Annotated in this window: 13 protein-coding genes; all 13 read left to right on the top strand. The window is 51.2% G+C overall.

All coding sequences use genetic code 11. The annotated features are described in order from the left end of the window. Nucleotides 1–12 precede the first annotated feature (12 nt). The gene (hisC, locus tag ACEN8Q_RS31200) at nucleotides 13–1,125 is read left to right on the top strand and encodes a histidinol-phosphate transaminase (RefSeq protein WP_413425555.1); all 1,113 of its coding nucleotides are present in this window, start codon (nucleotides 13–15) and stop codon (nucleotides 1,123–1,125) included. Nucleotides 1,126–1,153: 28 nt separating this feature from the next. Continuing rightward, the gene (locus ACEN8Q_RS31205; RefSeq protein ID WP_413705528.1) at nucleotides 1,154–3,361 is read left to right on the top strand and encodes a bifunctional prephenate dehydrogenase/3-phosphoshikimate 1-carboxyvinyltransferase; all 2,208 of its coding nucleotides are present in this window, start codon (nucleotides 1,154–1,156) and stop codon (nucleotides 3,359–3,361) included. After that, nucleotides 3,358–4,047, top strand: a complete 690-nt coding sequence (cmk, locus tag ACEN8Q_RS31210; protein ID WP_007973641.1) for a (d)CMP kinase — start codon at nucleotides 3,358–3,360, stop codon at nucleotides 4,045–4,047. The genes ACEN8Q_RS31205 and cmk overlap by 4 nt, the downstream gene beginning before the upstream one ends. A 120-nt stretch (nucleotides 4,048–4,167) precedes the next feature. Beyond that, entirely contained in the window at nucleotides 4,168–5,859 is a 1,692-nt protein-coding gene (gene rpsA / locus ACEN8Q_RS31215; RefSeq protein WP_007973639.1) for a 30S ribosomal protein S1, read from the top strand. A gap of 209 nt (nucleotides 5,860–6,068) precedes the next feature. Further along, nucleotides 6,069–6,350, top strand: coding sequence for a hypothetical protein (locus ACEN8Q_RS31220; protein WP_413425557.1), 282 nt, complete (start codon nucleotides 6,069–6,071; stop codon nucleotides 6,348–6,350). Nucleotides 6,351–6,501: 151 nt separating this feature from the next. Then, nucleotides 6,502–6,798: an integration host factor subunit beta gene (ihfB, locus tag ACEN8Q_RS31225; RefSeq protein ID WP_046042607.1), complete on the top strand. Its 297-nt coding sequence runs from the start codon at nucleotides 6,502–6,504 to the stop codon at nucleotides 6,796–6,798. Nucleotides 6,799–6,848: 50 nt separating this feature from the next. Then, complete coding sequence (locus tag ACEN8Q_RS31230; protein ID WP_057716573.1) at nucleotides 6,849–7,037, top strand: LapA family protein; 189 nt, start codon at nucleotides 6,849–6,851, stop codon at nucleotides 7,035–7,037. A gap of 121 nt (nucleotides 7,038–7,158) precedes the next feature. After that, on the top strand, nucleotides 7,159–8,229 hold the full coding sequence (locus ACEN8Q_RS31235) for an LPS O-antigen chain length determinant protein WzzB (RefSeq protein ID WP_057713773.1): 1,071 nt from the start codon (nucleotides 7,159–7,161) through the stop codon (nucleotides 8,227–8,229). 449 nt (nucleotides 8,230–8,678) lie between these two features. After that, nucleotides 8,679–9,938, top strand: a complete 1,260-nt coding sequence (locus ACEN8Q_RS31240) for an oligosaccharide flippase family protein (RefSeq protein WP_407514865.1) — start codon at nucleotides 8,679–8,681, stop codon at nucleotides 9,936–9,938. Next, on the top strand, nucleotides 9,925–11,097 hold the full coding sequence (locus tag ACEN8Q_RS31245; RefSeq protein ID WP_057713775.1) for an EpsG family protein: 1,173 nt from the start codon (nucleotides 9,925–9,927) through the stop codon (nucleotides 11,095–11,097). Before ACEN8Q_RS31240 ends, ACEN8Q_RS31245 begins: the two co-directional genes overlap by 14 nt. Beyond that, nucleotides 11,097–12,299: a glycosyltransferase family 4 protein gene (locus ACEN8Q_RS31250; RefSeq protein ID WP_413704215.1), complete on the top strand. Its 1,203-nt coding sequence runs from the start codon at nucleotides 11,097–11,099 to the stop codon at nucleotides 12,297–12,299. Before ACEN8Q_RS31245 ends, ACEN8Q_RS31250 begins: the two co-directional genes overlap by 1 nt. Before the next feature lie 13 nt (nucleotides 12,300–12,312). Beyond that, nucleotides 12,313–13,350, top strand: coding sequence for a polysaccharide biosynthesis protein (locus tag ACEN8Q_RS31255; RefSeq protein WP_057713776.1), 1,038 nt, complete (start codon nucleotides 12,313–12,315; stop codon nucleotides 13,348–13,350). A 3-nt stretch (nucleotides 13,351–13,353) separates the two neighbouring features. Continuing rightward, complete coding sequence (gene wbjC / locus ACEN8Q_RS31260) at nucleotides 13,354–14,472, top strand: UDP-2-acetamido-2,6-beta-L-arabino-hexul-4-ose reductase (RefSeq protein WP_413425562.1); 1,119 nt, start codon at nucleotides 13,354–13,356, stop codon at nucleotides 14,470–14,472. Nucleotides 14,473–14,798: the final 326 nt, after the last annotated feature.

A 14,798-nucleotide genomic window follows, 5' to 3' on the forward strand; every position in this document is an offset into this window, starting at 1 on the left:
GGGCGGTAGCATATGAGTGGCAATTTCCTCGCTCTGGCTCAGCCGGGCGTGCAACAACTTTCGCCTTACGTTCCGGGCAAGCCCGTGGACGAACTGGCACGTGAGCTGGATCTCGATCCGGCCAGCATCGTCAAACTGGCGAGCAACGAAAACCCGCTGGGCGCCGGCCCCAAGGCGCTGGCGGCCATACGCGATGCGCTGGCCGAGCTGACCCGCTATCCGGACGGCAACGGTTTTGCGCTCAAGACCCTGCTGGCTGAGCAGTGTCGTGTAGAGCTGAATCAAGTGACGCTGGGCAATGGCTCCAACGACATTCTTGAGTTGGTGGCCCGTGCTTATCTGGCACCGGGCCTGAATGCCGTGTTCAGCGAGCATGCGTTTGCGGTCTACCCGATTGCCACTCAGGCTGTCGGCGCAGAGGCCAAGGTGGTCCCGGCCAAGGATTGGGGGCATGACCTGCCTGCAATGCTGGCAGCCATCGACGCCAACACCCGCGTGGTGTTCATCGCCAACCCGAACAACCCGACCGGGACCTGGTTCGACGCCGAGGCGCTGGACGAGTTTCTGCAGGATGTTCCGGAGCACGTGCTGGTGGTGCTGGACGAGGCCTACATCGAGTACGCCGAAGGCAGCGACATGCCGGATGGCCTGGACTTCCTGGCGGCTTATCCGAACCTGCTGGTTTCCCGGACATTCTCCAAGGCTTATGGCCTGGCAGCACTGCGTGTGGGTTATGGCTTGTCGACGCCGGTAGTTGCCGATGTGCTGAACCGCGTACGCCAGCCGTTCAACGTCAACAGCCTGGCCCTGGCTGCTTCCTGTGCGGCGTTGAAGGATGAAGAATATCTGGCGCAGAGCCGTCAGTTGAACGAGTCCGGCATGCAGCAACTGGAAGCCGGTTTCCGCGAACTGGGGCTGAGCTGGATTCCGTCCAGGGGCAATTTCATCTGCGTCGATCTCGGTCAGGTCGCGGCCCCGGTATTCCAGGGCTTGTTGCGTGAAGGCGTGATCGTGCGTCCGGTGGCCAACTACGGCATGCCGAATCACCTGCGCATCACCATTGGTCTGCCGGCAGAAAACAGCCGCTTCCTGGAAGCGCTGAGCAAGGTTCTGGCTCGTGGTTGATGTCACTGCTCTGCAATCTGCTGAACCTATGATCGGTCGCCTGGTGGTGGTCGGTCTTGGGTTGATCGGCGGTTCGTTTGCCAAGGGTTTGCGTGAAAGCGGTATATGCCGCGAAGTGGTCGGGGTCGATCTCGATCCGCAATCGCGCAAACTCGCGGTCGAGTTGGGTGTGGTGGATCGCTGCGAGGAAGACCTGGGCGTTGCTTGTCAGGGTGCCGACGTCATCCAGTTGGCGGTGCCGATTCTGGCCATGGAAAAAGTGCTCGCGCGTATGGCCGGCATGGATCTGGGGCAAGCGATCCTGACCGATGTCGGCAGCGCCAAGGGCAATGTGGTGCGTGCTGCCACCGAGGCATTTGGCAGTATGCCGTCCTGCTTCGTGCCGGGGCATCCGATTGCCGGTTCGGAGCAGAGTGGGGTAGAAGCCTCCAACGCCGAGCTGTTCCGTCGCCACAAAGTGATCCTCACGCCGCTGGAGCAAACCGATCCGGCAGCCCTGGCGGTGGTCGACCGTCTGTGGCGCGAATTGGGCGCCGATGTCGAGCACATGCAGGTCGAGCGTCACGACGAAGTATTGGCTGCGACCAGTCATCTGCCGCACTTGCTGGCGTTCGGTTTGGTCGATTCGTTGGCCAAGCGCAATGAAAATCTTGAGATCTTCCGTTACGCTGCGGGCGGTTTCCGCGATTTCACAAGAATCGCCGGTAGCGACCCGGTCATGTGGCACGACATCTTCCTCGCCAACCGCGAAGCTGTCCTGCGCACACTCGATACATTTCGCAGCGATCTCGACGCCTTGCGCGACGCGGTCGATGCAGGGGATGGGCACCAATTGTTGGGCGTTTTCACTCGCGCCCGGGTTGCCCGCGAGCATTTCAGTAAAATCCTGGCCCGCAGGGCCTATGTGGACGCTATGAATTCCAACGATCTGATTTTCCTGGCTCAACCTGGTGGCCGCCTGTCCGGTCGGATTCGCGTACCAGGTGACAAATCGATTTCCCACCGTTCGATCATGCTCGGCTCCCTCGCTGAGGGTGTCACCGAAGTCGAAGGTTTCCTTGAGGGTGAAGATGCCCTGGCGACCCTGCAGGCTTTCCGTGACATGGGCGTGGTCATCGAAGGCCCGCACCACGGTCGCGTGACCATTCACGGCGTTGGCCTGCATGGTCTGAAGCCGGCACCGGGCCCGATCTATCTGGGCAACTCCGGTACTTCGATGCGCCTGCTGTCCGGCCTTTTGGCTGCGCAGAACTTCGACAGCACCCTGACCGGCGATGCCTCGCTGTCCAAGCGCCCGATGAATCGCGTGGCCAATCCGCTGCGTGAAATGGGCGCAGTGATCGAAACCGCCGCTGAAGGTCGTCCGCCGATGACAATTCGTGGTGGCAACAAGCTCAAGGGGCTGACCTACACCATGCCGATGGCCAGTGCCCAGGTTAAGTCCTGCCTGCTGTTGGCCGGACTGTATGCCGAAGGCAAGACCACGGTTACCGAGCCTGCTCCGACCCGCGACCATACCGAGCGCATGCTCCGTGGCTTCGGCTACCCGGTAACGGTCAACGGTGCGACCGCGTCGGTCGAGTCCGGCAGCAAACTGACCGCGACCCACATTGAAGTCCCGGGTGACATTTCGTCCTCGGCGTTCTTCCTGGTGGCGGCATCGATCGCCGAAGGTTCCGAGCTGGTGCTGGAGCACGTCGGCATCAACCCGACCCGTACCGGCGTAATTGACATCCTGCGCCTGATGGGCGCCGACATCACCCTGGAAAACCAGCGTGAAGTGGGTGGCGAGCCGGTGGCGGATTTGCGCGTACGTGCAGCTAAACTCAAAGGTATCGAGATTCCCGAGGCGCTGGTTCCGCTGGCGATCGACGAGTTCCCGGTGCTGTTCGTCGCCGCAGCCTGTGCCGAAGGGCGCACCGTGTTGCGTGGTGCCGAAGAGCTGCGGGTCAAGGAGTCGGATCGCATCCAGGTCATGGCGGATGGTTTGCTGGCGCTGGGCGTCAAGTGCGAGCCAACCCCGGATGGCATCATCATCGACGGCGGCCAGATCGGCGGCGGTGAAGTGCACGGTCATGGTGATCACCGTATCGCCATGGCGTTCAGCGTCGCTTCCCTGCGCGCCAGTGCCCCGATCCGCATCCATGATTGCGCCAACGTCGCGACGTCGTTCCCGAATTTCCTGGCGCTGTGCGCACAGGTCGGTATTCGCGTGGCACAAGAGGCTCTGTCGTGAACAACATTGCACCGGTCATCACCATCGATGGGCCAAGCGGTTCGGGCAAGGGCACGGTAGCCGGGATCCTGGCCAAACGCCTGGGCTGGAACCTGCTGGACTCCGGTGCGTTGTACCGATTGCTGGCCTTCGCCGCGCATAACCACGGTGTCGACCTGACCAATGAAGAGCTGCTGAAGAAGCTCGCCGCTCATCTGGATGTGCAGTTCATCGCGGCGACGGACGGTCAGTTGCAACGCATCATCCTGGAAGGTGATGAAGTCAGCGATGTCATTCGCACCGAAAGCGTCGGTTCCGGCGCTTCCCAGGTGGCTGCATTGCCCGCTGTACGCGAGGCGCTGCTGCAGCGCCAGCGAGCTTTTCAGGAAGCGCCGGGCCTTGTGGCGGATGGTCGCGACATGGGTACGGTAGTTTTTCCTGACGCGCCGCTGAAGATTTTTCTGACCGCCAGCGCCGAGGAGCGGGCACGCCGTCGATATTTGCAGTTGAAGGGCAAGGTCGAGGGTGTTAGTCTGTCGAGTCTGCTAGATGAGATACGTGCGCGCGATGAGCGTGACACCCAGCGAGCGGTAGCCCCGCTCAAACCGGCGGCTGACGCCATACAGCTGGATTCCACGGAATTGTCCATCGACCAGGTGCTGGAACGCATCATGAGCGAGATCGCCATTCGCGATATCGCCGGGTGACCAAGAAGGCCGCAGGGGACCAGTCATAGTCCTGCGGTGGCTTCTTTTAAATGAAACTAACCCACACCGTCTGGGGTGTGGAGATGGGCGTATTCTTCGCCCTCATCAACAGGAATTAAAATGAGCGAAAGCTTTGCGGAACTCTTTGAAGAAAGCCTAAAGACCCTGAACCTTCAGGCAGGCTCCATCATCACCGGTGTTATCGTTGATATCGATTACCAGGCTCGCTGGGTAACCGTTCACGCTGGCCTGAAGTCCGAAGCACTGATCCCGCTGGAGCAGTTCTACAACGACGCTGGCGAACTGAACATCAACGTCGGTGACGAAGTTCACGTTGCTCTGGACTCGGTTGAAGACGGTTTCGGTGAAACCAAGCTGTCCCGTGAAAAAGCCAAGCGCGCTGAATGCTGGATCGTTCTGGAAGCAGCCTTCGCAGCCGAAGAAGTGGTCAAGGGCGTTATCAACGGTAAGGTTAAAGGCGGCTTCACTGTCGACGTTAACGGCATCCGTGCGTTCCTGCCAGGTTCTCTGGTTGACGTCCGTCCAGTGCGCGACACCACGCACCTGGAAGGCAAAGAGCTGGAATTCAAGGTCATCAAGCTGGATCAGAAGCGCAACAACGTTGTCGTTTCCCGTCGCAGCGTCCTGGAAGCCGAGAACTCCGCCGAGCGCGAAGCTCTGCTGGAATCCCTGCAGGAAGGCCAACAAGTCAAAGGTATCGTCAAGAACCTCACCGATTACGGCGCATTCGTCGATCTGGGTGGCGTCGATGGCCTGCTGCACATTACCGACATGGCTTGGAAGCGTATCAAGCATCCTTCCGAAATCGTCAACGTTGGCGACGAGATCGATGTCAAGGTTCTGAAGTACGATCGCGAGCGCAATCGTGTTTCCCTGGGCCTGAAGCAACTGGGCGAAGATCCATGGGTTGCTATCAAAGCCCGTTACCCGGAAAGCACTCGCGTTACCGCTCGTGTAACCAACCTGACCGACTACGGCTGCTTCGCTGAGCTGGAAGAAGGCGTTGAAGGTCTGGTACACGTTTCCGAAATGGACTGGACCAACAAGAACATCCACCCTTCGAAAGTCGTACAAGTCGGCGACGAAGTGGAAGTTATGGTTCTGGACATCGACGAAGAGCGTCGTCGTATCTCCCTGGGCATCAAACAGTGCAAATCCAACCCATGGGAAGATTTCTCTGGCCAGTTCAACAAGGGCGATAAAATCTCCGGCACCATCAAGTCGATCACCGATTTCGGTATCTTCATTGGTCTGGACGGCGGCATCGACGGTCTGGTTCACCTGTCCGACATCTCCTGGAACGAAGTGGGCGAAGAAGCCGTTCGCCGCTTCAAGAAGGGCGACGAGCTGGACACCGTTATCCTGTCGGTTGACCCAGAGCGCGAGCGCATCTCCCTGGGTATCAAGCAACTGGAAAGCGATCCGTTCTCCGAGTACGTTCAAGAGAACGACAAAGGCGCCATCGTTAAAGGCATCGTGAAGGAAGTTGACGCTAAAGGCGCCATCATCACTCTGGCCGACGATATCGAAGCGACTCTGAAAGCCTCCGAAATCAGCCGTGACCGCGTTGAAGACGCGCGCAACGTTCTGAAAGAAGGCGAAGAAGTAGAAGCCAAGATCATCAGCGTTGACCGCAAGAGCCGTGTAATTCAGCTCTCGATCAAGTCGAAAGACGTTGAAGACGAGAAAGAAGCAATCCAGAGCCTGCGCGACAAGCCAGTAGCTACTGATGCTCCTGTGGCCACCACTCTGGGTGACCTGCTGCGTGCACAAATGGAAAAACAGAACTAAGTTCTGATTTTCTGTAAAAAAGGGCGACTTCGGTCGCCCTTTTTTGTGCCTTGGATTTGGCGGACTGCGCCCGGCTTCAGTGGCTTCAGTCGGAACCAAAGATGCTGAAAAAATGTCTGATTGTTTAGTCGGATCAAGCGCTTATTTGCAGCTAGTCTTTAGCCTGAAACTAATGATCGCCCGGTGGGCTTTCTGGCATAAGGACGTGAATGAACAAGCTGATTGTCGCGGTGGCAGTGCTGGCTCTAGCGGGTTGTACCACCAATGCCAAAACGCATGCGGTACGCGGGGTAAGTGGCATTGAGGTTGATTGTTCAGGGCTCGGTTCGAAATGGGACCGGTGTTACAAGCGCGCGGCCAAGGAGTGCAAGGGGGTGGGATACAAGGTTGTGGCAAGGTCTGATGATCTCAAGGAAGAGGAGGAGGTCTTCCCCTTCGGATTCAATCCCGCAGGTTTCCTGACGCGCACTATTTTGGTGATTTGCCGATGAGGTTGTGATGGCTCAAGGGTCTTCCCTCTTTCAGGGGGCAAGCATTTTGGGGTAGGGGAATAGATGGCAAAACTCGGGCTGTTCAAAATCATGCGGCCGTGCTAAAACCTTTGGAGCGCTGACCTAGCTGCTTGAAAAAGAAGGGAAAAATATGACGAAGTCGGAGTTGATCGAACGAATTGTCACCCATCAAGGGCTGCTCTCATCGAAGGATGTGGAGTTGGCCATCAAGACCATGCTTGAGCAAATGTCCCAATGTCTGGCTACCGGAGATCGCATCGAGATCCGGGGTTTTGGCAGTTTCTCTCTGCACTACCGCGCACCACGGGTCGGTCGTAATCCAAAGACCGGTCAGTCCGTTAGCCTGGATGGCAAATTCGTTCCACACTTCAAGCCAGGCAAGGAACTCAGGGATCGGGTGAATGAGGACGAGGAGGAGCAGCAGTGAGTGGAAAGGCTCGTAGCGCCGCCCCAATTCGTTATGTCGGGTTCATCCTGATGATCTTAATAGTTGTATTGATAGTGGCGTTTGTGCTGGAAAACCAAGAATTAGTTGGTGTGCAATTTCTAGGTTGGTTGATGCCTAAACTTCCAGTGTCACTGTATATGTTGCTGTCGTTGTTAATCGGTTTGGCGGTGGGGCCTCTGTTCAGTTGGTGTGCTAGCCTCAGAAAGTATCGGGGTTAGAAGTCTGTTAACTTTAGGTCAAGATAGGAAAGGCCGTTGCATTTTAGTAAGTTCGCAAGAAGTGGCGGGCTGTTTTGTTTCGTAGATAAGTCTTTTCTAGCGTTTAAGGGTACTGATCATTATGCTCCAACTCTCGACCGCCTCAACAAGCAGTGATGAGATAGATATTTTTGTCTTGATCAAAGCGCTTTGGGTGCAGAAGTGGGTAGTTATCAGTGTAATCATTCTGGTGACTATAGCCTCGGCGGTATATGCCTTTACAGCTAAGCCATTGTATGAGGCCAGAATTTACGTATTGCCTCCCACTCAAAACGATATTGCGGATTTTAACTATGGTCGAACATTGAATTCCGACCTGCCGCCTTTCACTGTTAAAGATGTTTATGACGTATTTGTTCGTAATCTCTTTAGTGAATCCTTGCGGCGTTCTTTTTTCGATGAGGTTTATTTACCGTCGTTGACTGAAAATGCACGCAAGGGTTCGCGCGACCGTCTGTATCAAAATTTCTCAAAACAGTTGGTTATATCTGTGGGTGGTAAGGAAGGCCCAGACCGTTATTCTGTTACTGTGCAGGGCTACAACCCTTCGGAAGCTGGTGAATGGGTGCGCACTTATGTTCAAAATGCCGGTGTTGCAGCAAAAAACGAAATGATCAAAAACGTGGTTAGAGAGGCTCAGGTTAGAGCGCGCAACTTGGAACAACAGATTAATGGTCTCCGTGAAAGTGCTCGCCGAGAGCGAGAGGACAAAATAAAGGTCCTAAGTGAGGCTCTGGTGATTGCTAGGGCCGTTGGTTTGAACAAGCCGGTCATTATCAGTGGGAGAACCTCTGCGGAGTTGTCTCTAGGTGTGGATAGTCAGGCTTTGTATATGCGTGGAAGTGATGCGCTCCAAGCCGAAATTGATGGCTTGGAAAGGCGTGAGTCTGATGATCCGTTCATTCAGAGTCTGCGAGTTTTGCAAGTTAAGTACTTATTTCTTAAAAATCTGACAATCGATTCCTCCAGTGTTTCGGTATATCGACAGGACGGAGCAGTTGACGATCCCGATAGTCCGATCAAGCCGAATAAATTATCAATTCTGATACAGGGGGCGTGCTTTGGGCTCTTCCTGGGGCTGGCGTTGGCTCTGTTCAGGTATTTCAAACCTTTGTTGCGCGCAAAAATTTTGGTTCCCTCCTCGCATACCTGAGGTGGGTAAATTGCCTATTGGCTGCAAGGGCGTCCGGGGCTTTCTTTTGGATGCTTGTGTTGCGTTCGGAAACGCAGCGCTCGCCACTCTGAGCAGTCGTTTTCAAATACGTGCCCTTCCTTACCCCCCGCCCCCCCCCCCCCCCCCCCCCCACTTTTTTTTGCTTGGTCGCGGAGGGGGGAGGGGGATGGCGCGCCAAGCGTTCGCGGTTCGATGGCAATATCAAGCCATAAAGCGCATGCCGATACGTAGAAATGCGGCTACCTATCAAAATCTGGTAACGCAATTGTGTCATCTAGGAGATAATAGCGAACGGGGCAATTAGAAGGCCTTCGCCTGATGCCAGGAAAAGTGTATAGATTTTAGAATTGCCTTAAATATTATTGCGCTGGGCGTTGGTCTATGGTAGGCGAGTTGGTTATGGTTGCGGGACAGGGATGCGGAACAGAATGATTAGGCCAATCATCAACATTGGTTGTCAGGCAGTTTTTAAACTAATGTTCGCTATCGCATCTCTGAAAGTAGTGGCGTTTTATGTTGGGCCGAGCGGCATGGCTGTAGTTGGACAGATACAGGCCTTTCTTCAGATTTTAAGTGCTGGTGTATCTTCGGTAACGACCACCGGTGTGGTAAAGCTGATAGCTGAAGATAAATATCCAAAAGAGCGAGTCCTGCAGTCGTCATTGATGCTGCTATTGGCTTTTAGTTTTTCTTTCGCTTTGGTTTTGCTTTTCTCAAGCACACTTATTTCAAATTTTTTCTTACAAGGTGGGTGGGCAGAGGTGTTGATGCTTCTGCCTCTAGGTGCATTTTTTATAGGTTTGAATAATTTATTCATTTCTTATTTTAATGGTGGTCAAAAATACAGTGAGTATTTTTGGTATTCCGTGATAACAGCATTTTTTACAGCGCTGTTGACGTGTGCTTGTTCCATTGTTTTTGGCAAGCCAGGAGCTGTTTATTCAATAGCGCTGGCACCTGCTATTGCGGGTGTGTGCGTGCTGCTTCTGCCTGCGAGATTTCGACTTCCACGCCTCAATCTGGTTAGTTTGGATGTTGAAGTCATAAAAATATTGTTGTCTTACTCCCTTATGGCCTTGGGGTCGGTAGTCATAGTCTACGGCGTTCAGATTGTCCTGCGAGACTATATATCTACTAACGGCTCAATGGCTGAGGCAGGCACGTGGTATGCAGTAACTCGTCTGTCCGACATATACATGGGTATATGTAGTGTTCTCTTTTCTACGTTGTTGTTACCTAAGTACAGTTCACAAGAGGGTAGGGGACTGACGAGTTTAGTGTTTCGTATAGGGGTAATGGCACTCGGTTTTGTTGTTGTGATGGCTGTCTCTGTAAACGTATTGGCGAGCTTCGCTATTTGGTTGATTTATGGTGATGCTTTTGCAGCTGCAACCGGAATCATGAAGGTTTATGTAATTGGCGATGCTTTAAAGTGTCTGAGTTGGGTGTTTCTTTATGTGATGATAGCTAAACAGCATGTTCGATTCTATCTCGCCTACGAAATGCTTAGTGCGTTGTTGTATCTCCTTTTCTGTGTTTTGTGTTATCGGTTTTATGGTTTCAATAATATGGCTTATGGATATCCACTGCAGGGGGCTGTTTCTCTGACTGTGGTATTAATATGGTTCTTGGTAACGCGATACAACTCAACGCCTTTAGAACAGAATAATAAGTATGACGCAGTATAATATTGTATATGTTGTGGTTTGGTTGCTGGCTATTCTCTCATTGAGAAAAGATAATCTTCCTTCGGCATGGTTGTTTTTTTTACAGGTGACGTTGCTTGCCTTGTTTGTGGGGTTGAAGTTTCAAACCGGATATGATTGGCCAATCTATGAGGCGCATTACGCTGCGGTCCAAAGTGGGGAGGCTTTTTATCTTGATTTTGAGTTTGGGTACGAGTGGCTTGTCCAGTTTTCAACAAGTATAGGGTTGGCGTTCGAGCAGTTTTCTGCGGTAATAAGTATATTGGAGGTTTCTTTTATAGCTTTCGCAGCAAGACGATTTTTTCCCAGGTATTGCCTGGTCGTTATGGCGATAATGTACTCGGTTCCAGATTTTTATTTGATACCTGCATTTTCTCTGCTTAGGCAAGGTCTTGCAGTTAGTATATTTTTGATAGGTGTGTATAAGTTTTTTTCAGATAAAAAAATCTCAGGCTTCGTCTTCTTTGCGATTGCTTGCTCGTTGCACTATTCGGTTGTAGGTGGGTTGTTGCTACTTGCATTGCTCTATATGTTTCCCTTAAGTCGAAGGGCGTTTTCATTGGTTTTTGCTGCTTCGGTGGCGCTGTATGTATCCTCTTTTGATATCATTCGCGGTGTTGTTGAGGTTCTGATTGTTTACGTCAATCCAAAATATATGATTTATTTGGATCGTGATGTTTTTAATGCCTCCTTTGCATATCGGGCTGCATTTGCTGTCGTTTCACTAGTGTTTTTTGTATGTATATATGGGGCATGGGTAAAACATGAGTCCTCTAGTGTTGAGAACCTTGGTGATGGGGGCGGGGTACAAACCTGTCGGCTAGCCTTGTTGGGGCTGCTCATTCCTTTGATTATATTTGGATTTCCAACTCTATCCACCCGGTATCAGTTTTTCTTCGCCATATTTCTTGTAGGGTGTGCACTCGGGGCTTTGCAGTATGTGACATACGCAAGTCGCATTATTGTCATATTTGTGGTTGCGATAATTGCATACTTGCCATTCTATAGATTTCTCTCAAGTCCGCTTTCTATTGTTTATATACCCTATCAAAGTCAGCTCTTTTATGATCATAAAAATTCGACTGGGCAAGATCGTACCAATGATTTGCTCAACCAATTAGACGTGCTGTGGTCCAAATAATGAAAACAAGTAAACATATCGTTCTGCTTACTACCAAATACGCAGATGACAAAAAAGATGCCTGGTTGACTAATGAGTTGGCCTACTCATTGAATGAGGAAGGGCATAATGTCTCGGTGGTTGTTTTCTCGTGGCTCAAGAATGAACCTGTGTCATTCACTAAGGTGATTGATGGTATCAAGGTTATCAGGGTCAAGCTTCCGGCTATATTTTACAATACAGGGGTCATCGGTACTGCCCTGAAGATTTTCCTGTTTCCCTTCCTGGCTCGCCATGAAGTGCGAAAGCAAGTGGATAAATGCGACTTGTTAATTGCCAATACGCCTTGTGTGACTATTTTGGGGATGTCGCGTTATTTTAGGAAGAAATATGACTCCCGGTCTTTTCTGGTGCTCTGGGATTTCTTCCCATATTACTTGAAAGACCTTGGTGCTATTAGAAATAAGCTGTTTTTTGGCTTTTTCCGTTATCTTGAGCAGATAATGTATAAAAGTTTTGATCGTATCGGATGCATGACTGAAGGGAATGCGAAATTCCTGTTTGATAATTTTCCGGCAGTGGATAAGCAGCGTGTTGAAATTTTGCCTCTTTGGGCGAAGATCAAGCAGGTTGATCCGATAGATAAGTCTGAAATAAGGTTGAAGTACGATTTGCCATCGGCGGGGTTTATCGCTGTTTATGGTGGTGCAATGTCTATTGTTCAGGAGTTGGACAATATTCTCGATTTGGCCGAGCTTTACTCTGGCGGTGATGTGACCTTCCTTTTTATTGGCAAGGGGACTGAGAAGGAAAGGTTGGAAAAGTCGGTAATTGCTCGAGGGTTAAAGAACGTAAAGTTTATCGACTACGTGCCTCGTGATGAGTATCAGCATGTAGTTCAGGCCTGTGATGTGGGTCTGATTTCGCTGTCTAAGAAGTTAACTGTGCCGAGCTTTCCCTCTAAGTCATTAGATTATTTTAAAGTTTCTCTTCCGGTGCTTGCGTCTTTGGATTCAGTTACGGATTTTGGAGATATCCTTGAAAACAAAATATGTGCTGGTTTTGCCGTAGTGGCGGGAGATGTAACTAATCTAAAAGGCAAGTTGGACTTGTTGATTAAGGATGCTGAGCTCTGTAAGGCGCTAGGGGCCAGTGGTCGGCGCTATTACGAAAAATACTTGAGCGTCGAGAACGCAAGAAGTATTATCATTTCATCACAATAAGTGGGGTCTTCTCATGGCTATTTCTTTCAGTAACTCAACGCTTTTGATCACCGGTGGCACCGGGTCGTTTGGTAATGCTGTGCTGAAACGGTTTCTCGATACCGATATCAAAGAAATCCGCGTGTTCAGCCGAGACGAGAAAAAGCAAGATGACATGCGTAAAAAATACGCAAACACCAAGCTGAAATTTTATATTGGCGACGTCAGAGATTTCCAAAGTGTGCTCAACGCTACTCGTGGAGTAGATTATATTTTTCACGCCGCTGCCTTGAAGCAGGTCCCTTCATGCGAATTCCATCCAATGGAGGCTGTGAAAACAAATGTGCTTGGTACGGATAACGTACTGGAAGCGGCAATACAGAATAACGTCAAGCGCGTAGTTTGCCTGAGTACCGATAAAGCTGTTTATCCAATCAATGCAATGGGTATATCCAAAGCAATGATGGAAAAAGTAATGGTTGCCAAATCGCGTAACGATAATAATACGGTTATCTGCGGTACTCGCTACGGTAACGTGATGGCGTCCCGCGGTTCCGTTATTCCTTTGTTTGTTGATCAGATCCGCTCGGGCATACCTCTGAGCCTGACTGATCCAAACATGACGCGATTCATGATGACTTTGGCAGATGCGGTCGATCTGGTTTTGTATGCTTTTGAGCATGGCACAAATGGTGACATGTTCGTCCAGAAAGCTCCTGCAGCGACTGTGGAAGTATTGGCGAAAGCATTGATCAATATGCTTAATGTGCCAGATCATCCCGTTCAGGTTATTGGCACCCGTCATGGTGAAAAACTTTTCGAAGCGTTGCTTAGTCGCGAAGAAATGGCCTGCGCAGAAGACCGCGGTGACTACTTCCGCGTACCGCCAGATCTGCGGGATCTGAATTACTCCAAGTTTGTGGAGCAGGGTGAGACTAAAATTTCTCGCACAGAAGACTACAACTCGCATAATACCGAGCGTCTTGATGTAGAAGGTATGCAGAAACTGCTCCTCAAGTTAAACTTTATGCGCGCTATCCAGCGTGGTGAGCACGCCACACCTGAGGAATAAGTAATGAAGGTTCTGATTACAGGTGCCAATGGTTTTGTCGGCCAGAATCTTATTTCGCATCTGAGCGAGAAGTCAGATGTCGAAGTGGTGCGCTTTACCCGCGAAGATTCGCTGGAAAACCTACCGAGTCTGGTTGCCCAGGTTGACTTTATTTTCCATCTGGCCGGTGTCAATCGTCCGTTGGACCCGCAGGAGTTTCATACCGGCAATACCGATTTGACTCGTGCGCTCTGTGATGCTATTCGTCTCGGTGGCCGGAAAGTTCCAGTACTGTATACGTCGTCGAGTCAAGCGGAGTTGGATAACCCATACGGCAGCAGTAAGCTTGGTGCCGAGCAAGTACTGCTTGATCTGAACTCGAAAAATGGTTCGGAAGTACACTTGTTTCGTTTGCCTAATGTATTTGGTAAGTGGGCTCGTCCTAACTATAATTCAGCGGTTGCAACTTTTTGCAATAATATCGCTCGCGGTCTGCCAATTCAAATCAATGATCCACATGCGCGCATTAATCTGGTTTACATAGATGATGTAATTGCATGCTTCATTGCTGTAATGGAAGGGAAGAAGTCGGGCTCGCCGTTTGTTAGTGTTGAGCCTCAATATAATATTACGGTGGGTGAGCTTTCTGAGCAATTGGCGGCCTTCCGTGATAGTCGAAAGTCGATGATTACCGAGTCGGTAGGGACTGGGCTTGTAAGGGCTCTTTATTCCACTTACTTGAGTTATCTGCCGCCCGAGCGTTTTACTTACGAAGTTCCCAAGCACGGTGATCCGCGCGGGGTTTTTGTGGAGATGCTTAAAACCAAAGAGGCCGGACAGTTTTCTTACTTTACTGCGCACCCAGGAATAACACGCGGCGGGCATTACCATCACACAAAGACGGAAAAGTTTCTTGTCATCAAAGGCACGGCATGTTTCCGTTTTCGTCATATTGTTTCGGGCGAGTTTTACGAATTGTTCACTTCCGGAGAAAATCCGGAAATTGTCGAAACAGTTCCAGGCTGGAGCCACGACATTACCAATATTGGCAGTGAGGAAATGATCGTTATGCTTTGGGCTAACGAGATTTTTGATCGCGAAGCACCTGATACGTTTACCTTTCCTGTTGGTACTGAAGCGTAATAACCGTATGCGCCGCTTTATTCCTTAAATAAGGAATGGGGCGGCGCTGTGCTTTTATGGGGGCTTGCGATCGCTTGAAGTGGTAGTCTTGTAAATCCGGTTTTTGACAGTTCGTCACCCACTCGCTGGGTCAAAAACAGGCCGGAAAGTCTGTTGGTATTGACTTTTTCGTTGGAGTTATTCCTCGAAGGGATCACCACGGGGTGATCGGATGTGGCCACCGAGCGTGGTGGAGATGAGGCGCGATCGATGGTGAACCGCCCTTTATCGCCCGTTCGCACTCAATCACCCAGGATGCAGAAGCCAAGTGGTGTAGCGTCCACTCG

This window comes from Pseudomonas sp. Pseusp16, from assembly GCF_047324915.1.
GTDB lineage: Bacteria > Pseudomonadota > Gammaproteobacteria > Pseudomonadales > Pseudomonadaceae > Aquipseudomonas > Aquipseudomonas fluorescens_CD.

Excerpts from the sequence above, each read along its gene's own strand:
- ACEN8Q_RS31240 (WP_407514865.1), top strand. The coding sequence starts at position 8,679 with ATGATTAGGCCAATCATCAACATTGGTTGTCAGGCAGTTTTTAAACTA.
- ACEN8Q_RS31205 (WP_413705528.1), top strand. The coding sequence starts at position 1,154 with ATGATCGGTCGCCTGGTGGTGGTCGGTCTTGGGTTGATCGGCGGTTCG.
- ACEN8Q_RS31235 (WP_057713773.1), top strand. The coding sequence starts at position 7,159 with ATGCTCCAACTCTCGACCGCCTCAACAAGCAGTGATGAGATAGATATT.
- ihfB (WP_046042607.1), top strand. The coding sequence starts at position 6,502 with ATGACGAAGTCGGAGTTGATCGAACGAATTGTCACCCATCAAGGGCTG.
- ACEN8Q_RS31250 (WP_413704215.1), top strand. The coding sequence starts at position 11,097 with ATGAAAACAAGTAAACATATCGTTCTGCTTACTACCAAATACGCAGAT.
- hisC (WP_413425555.1), top strand. The coding sequence starts at position 13 with ATGAGTGGCAATTTCCTCGCTCTGGCTCAGCCGGGCGTGCAACAACTT.
- ACEN8Q_RS31220 (WP_413425557.1), top strand. The coding sequence starts at position 6,069 with ATGAACAAGCTGATTGTCGCGGTGGCAGTGCTGGCTCTAGCGGGTTGT.
- rpsA (WP_007973639.1), top strand. The coding sequence starts at position 4,168 with ATGAGCGAAAGCTTTGCGGAACTCTTTGAAGAAAGCCTAAAGACCCTG.
- wbjC (WP_413425562.1), top strand. The coding sequence starts at position 13,354 with ATGAAGGTTCTGATTACAGGTGCCAATGGTTTTGTCGGCCAGAATCTT.
- ACEN8Q_RS31245 (WP_057713775.1), top strand. The coding sequence starts at position 9,925 with ATGACGCAGTATAATATTGTATATGTTGTGGTTTGGTTGCTGGCTATT.
- ACEN8Q_RS31255 (WP_057713776.1), top strand. The coding sequence starts at position 12,313 with ATGGCTATTTCTTTCAGTAACTCAACGCTTTTGATCACCGGTGGCACC.
- ACEN8Q_RS31230 (WP_057716573.1), top strand. The coding sequence starts at position 6,849 with ATGATCTTAATAGTTGTATTGATAGTGGCGTTTGTGCTGGAAAACCAA.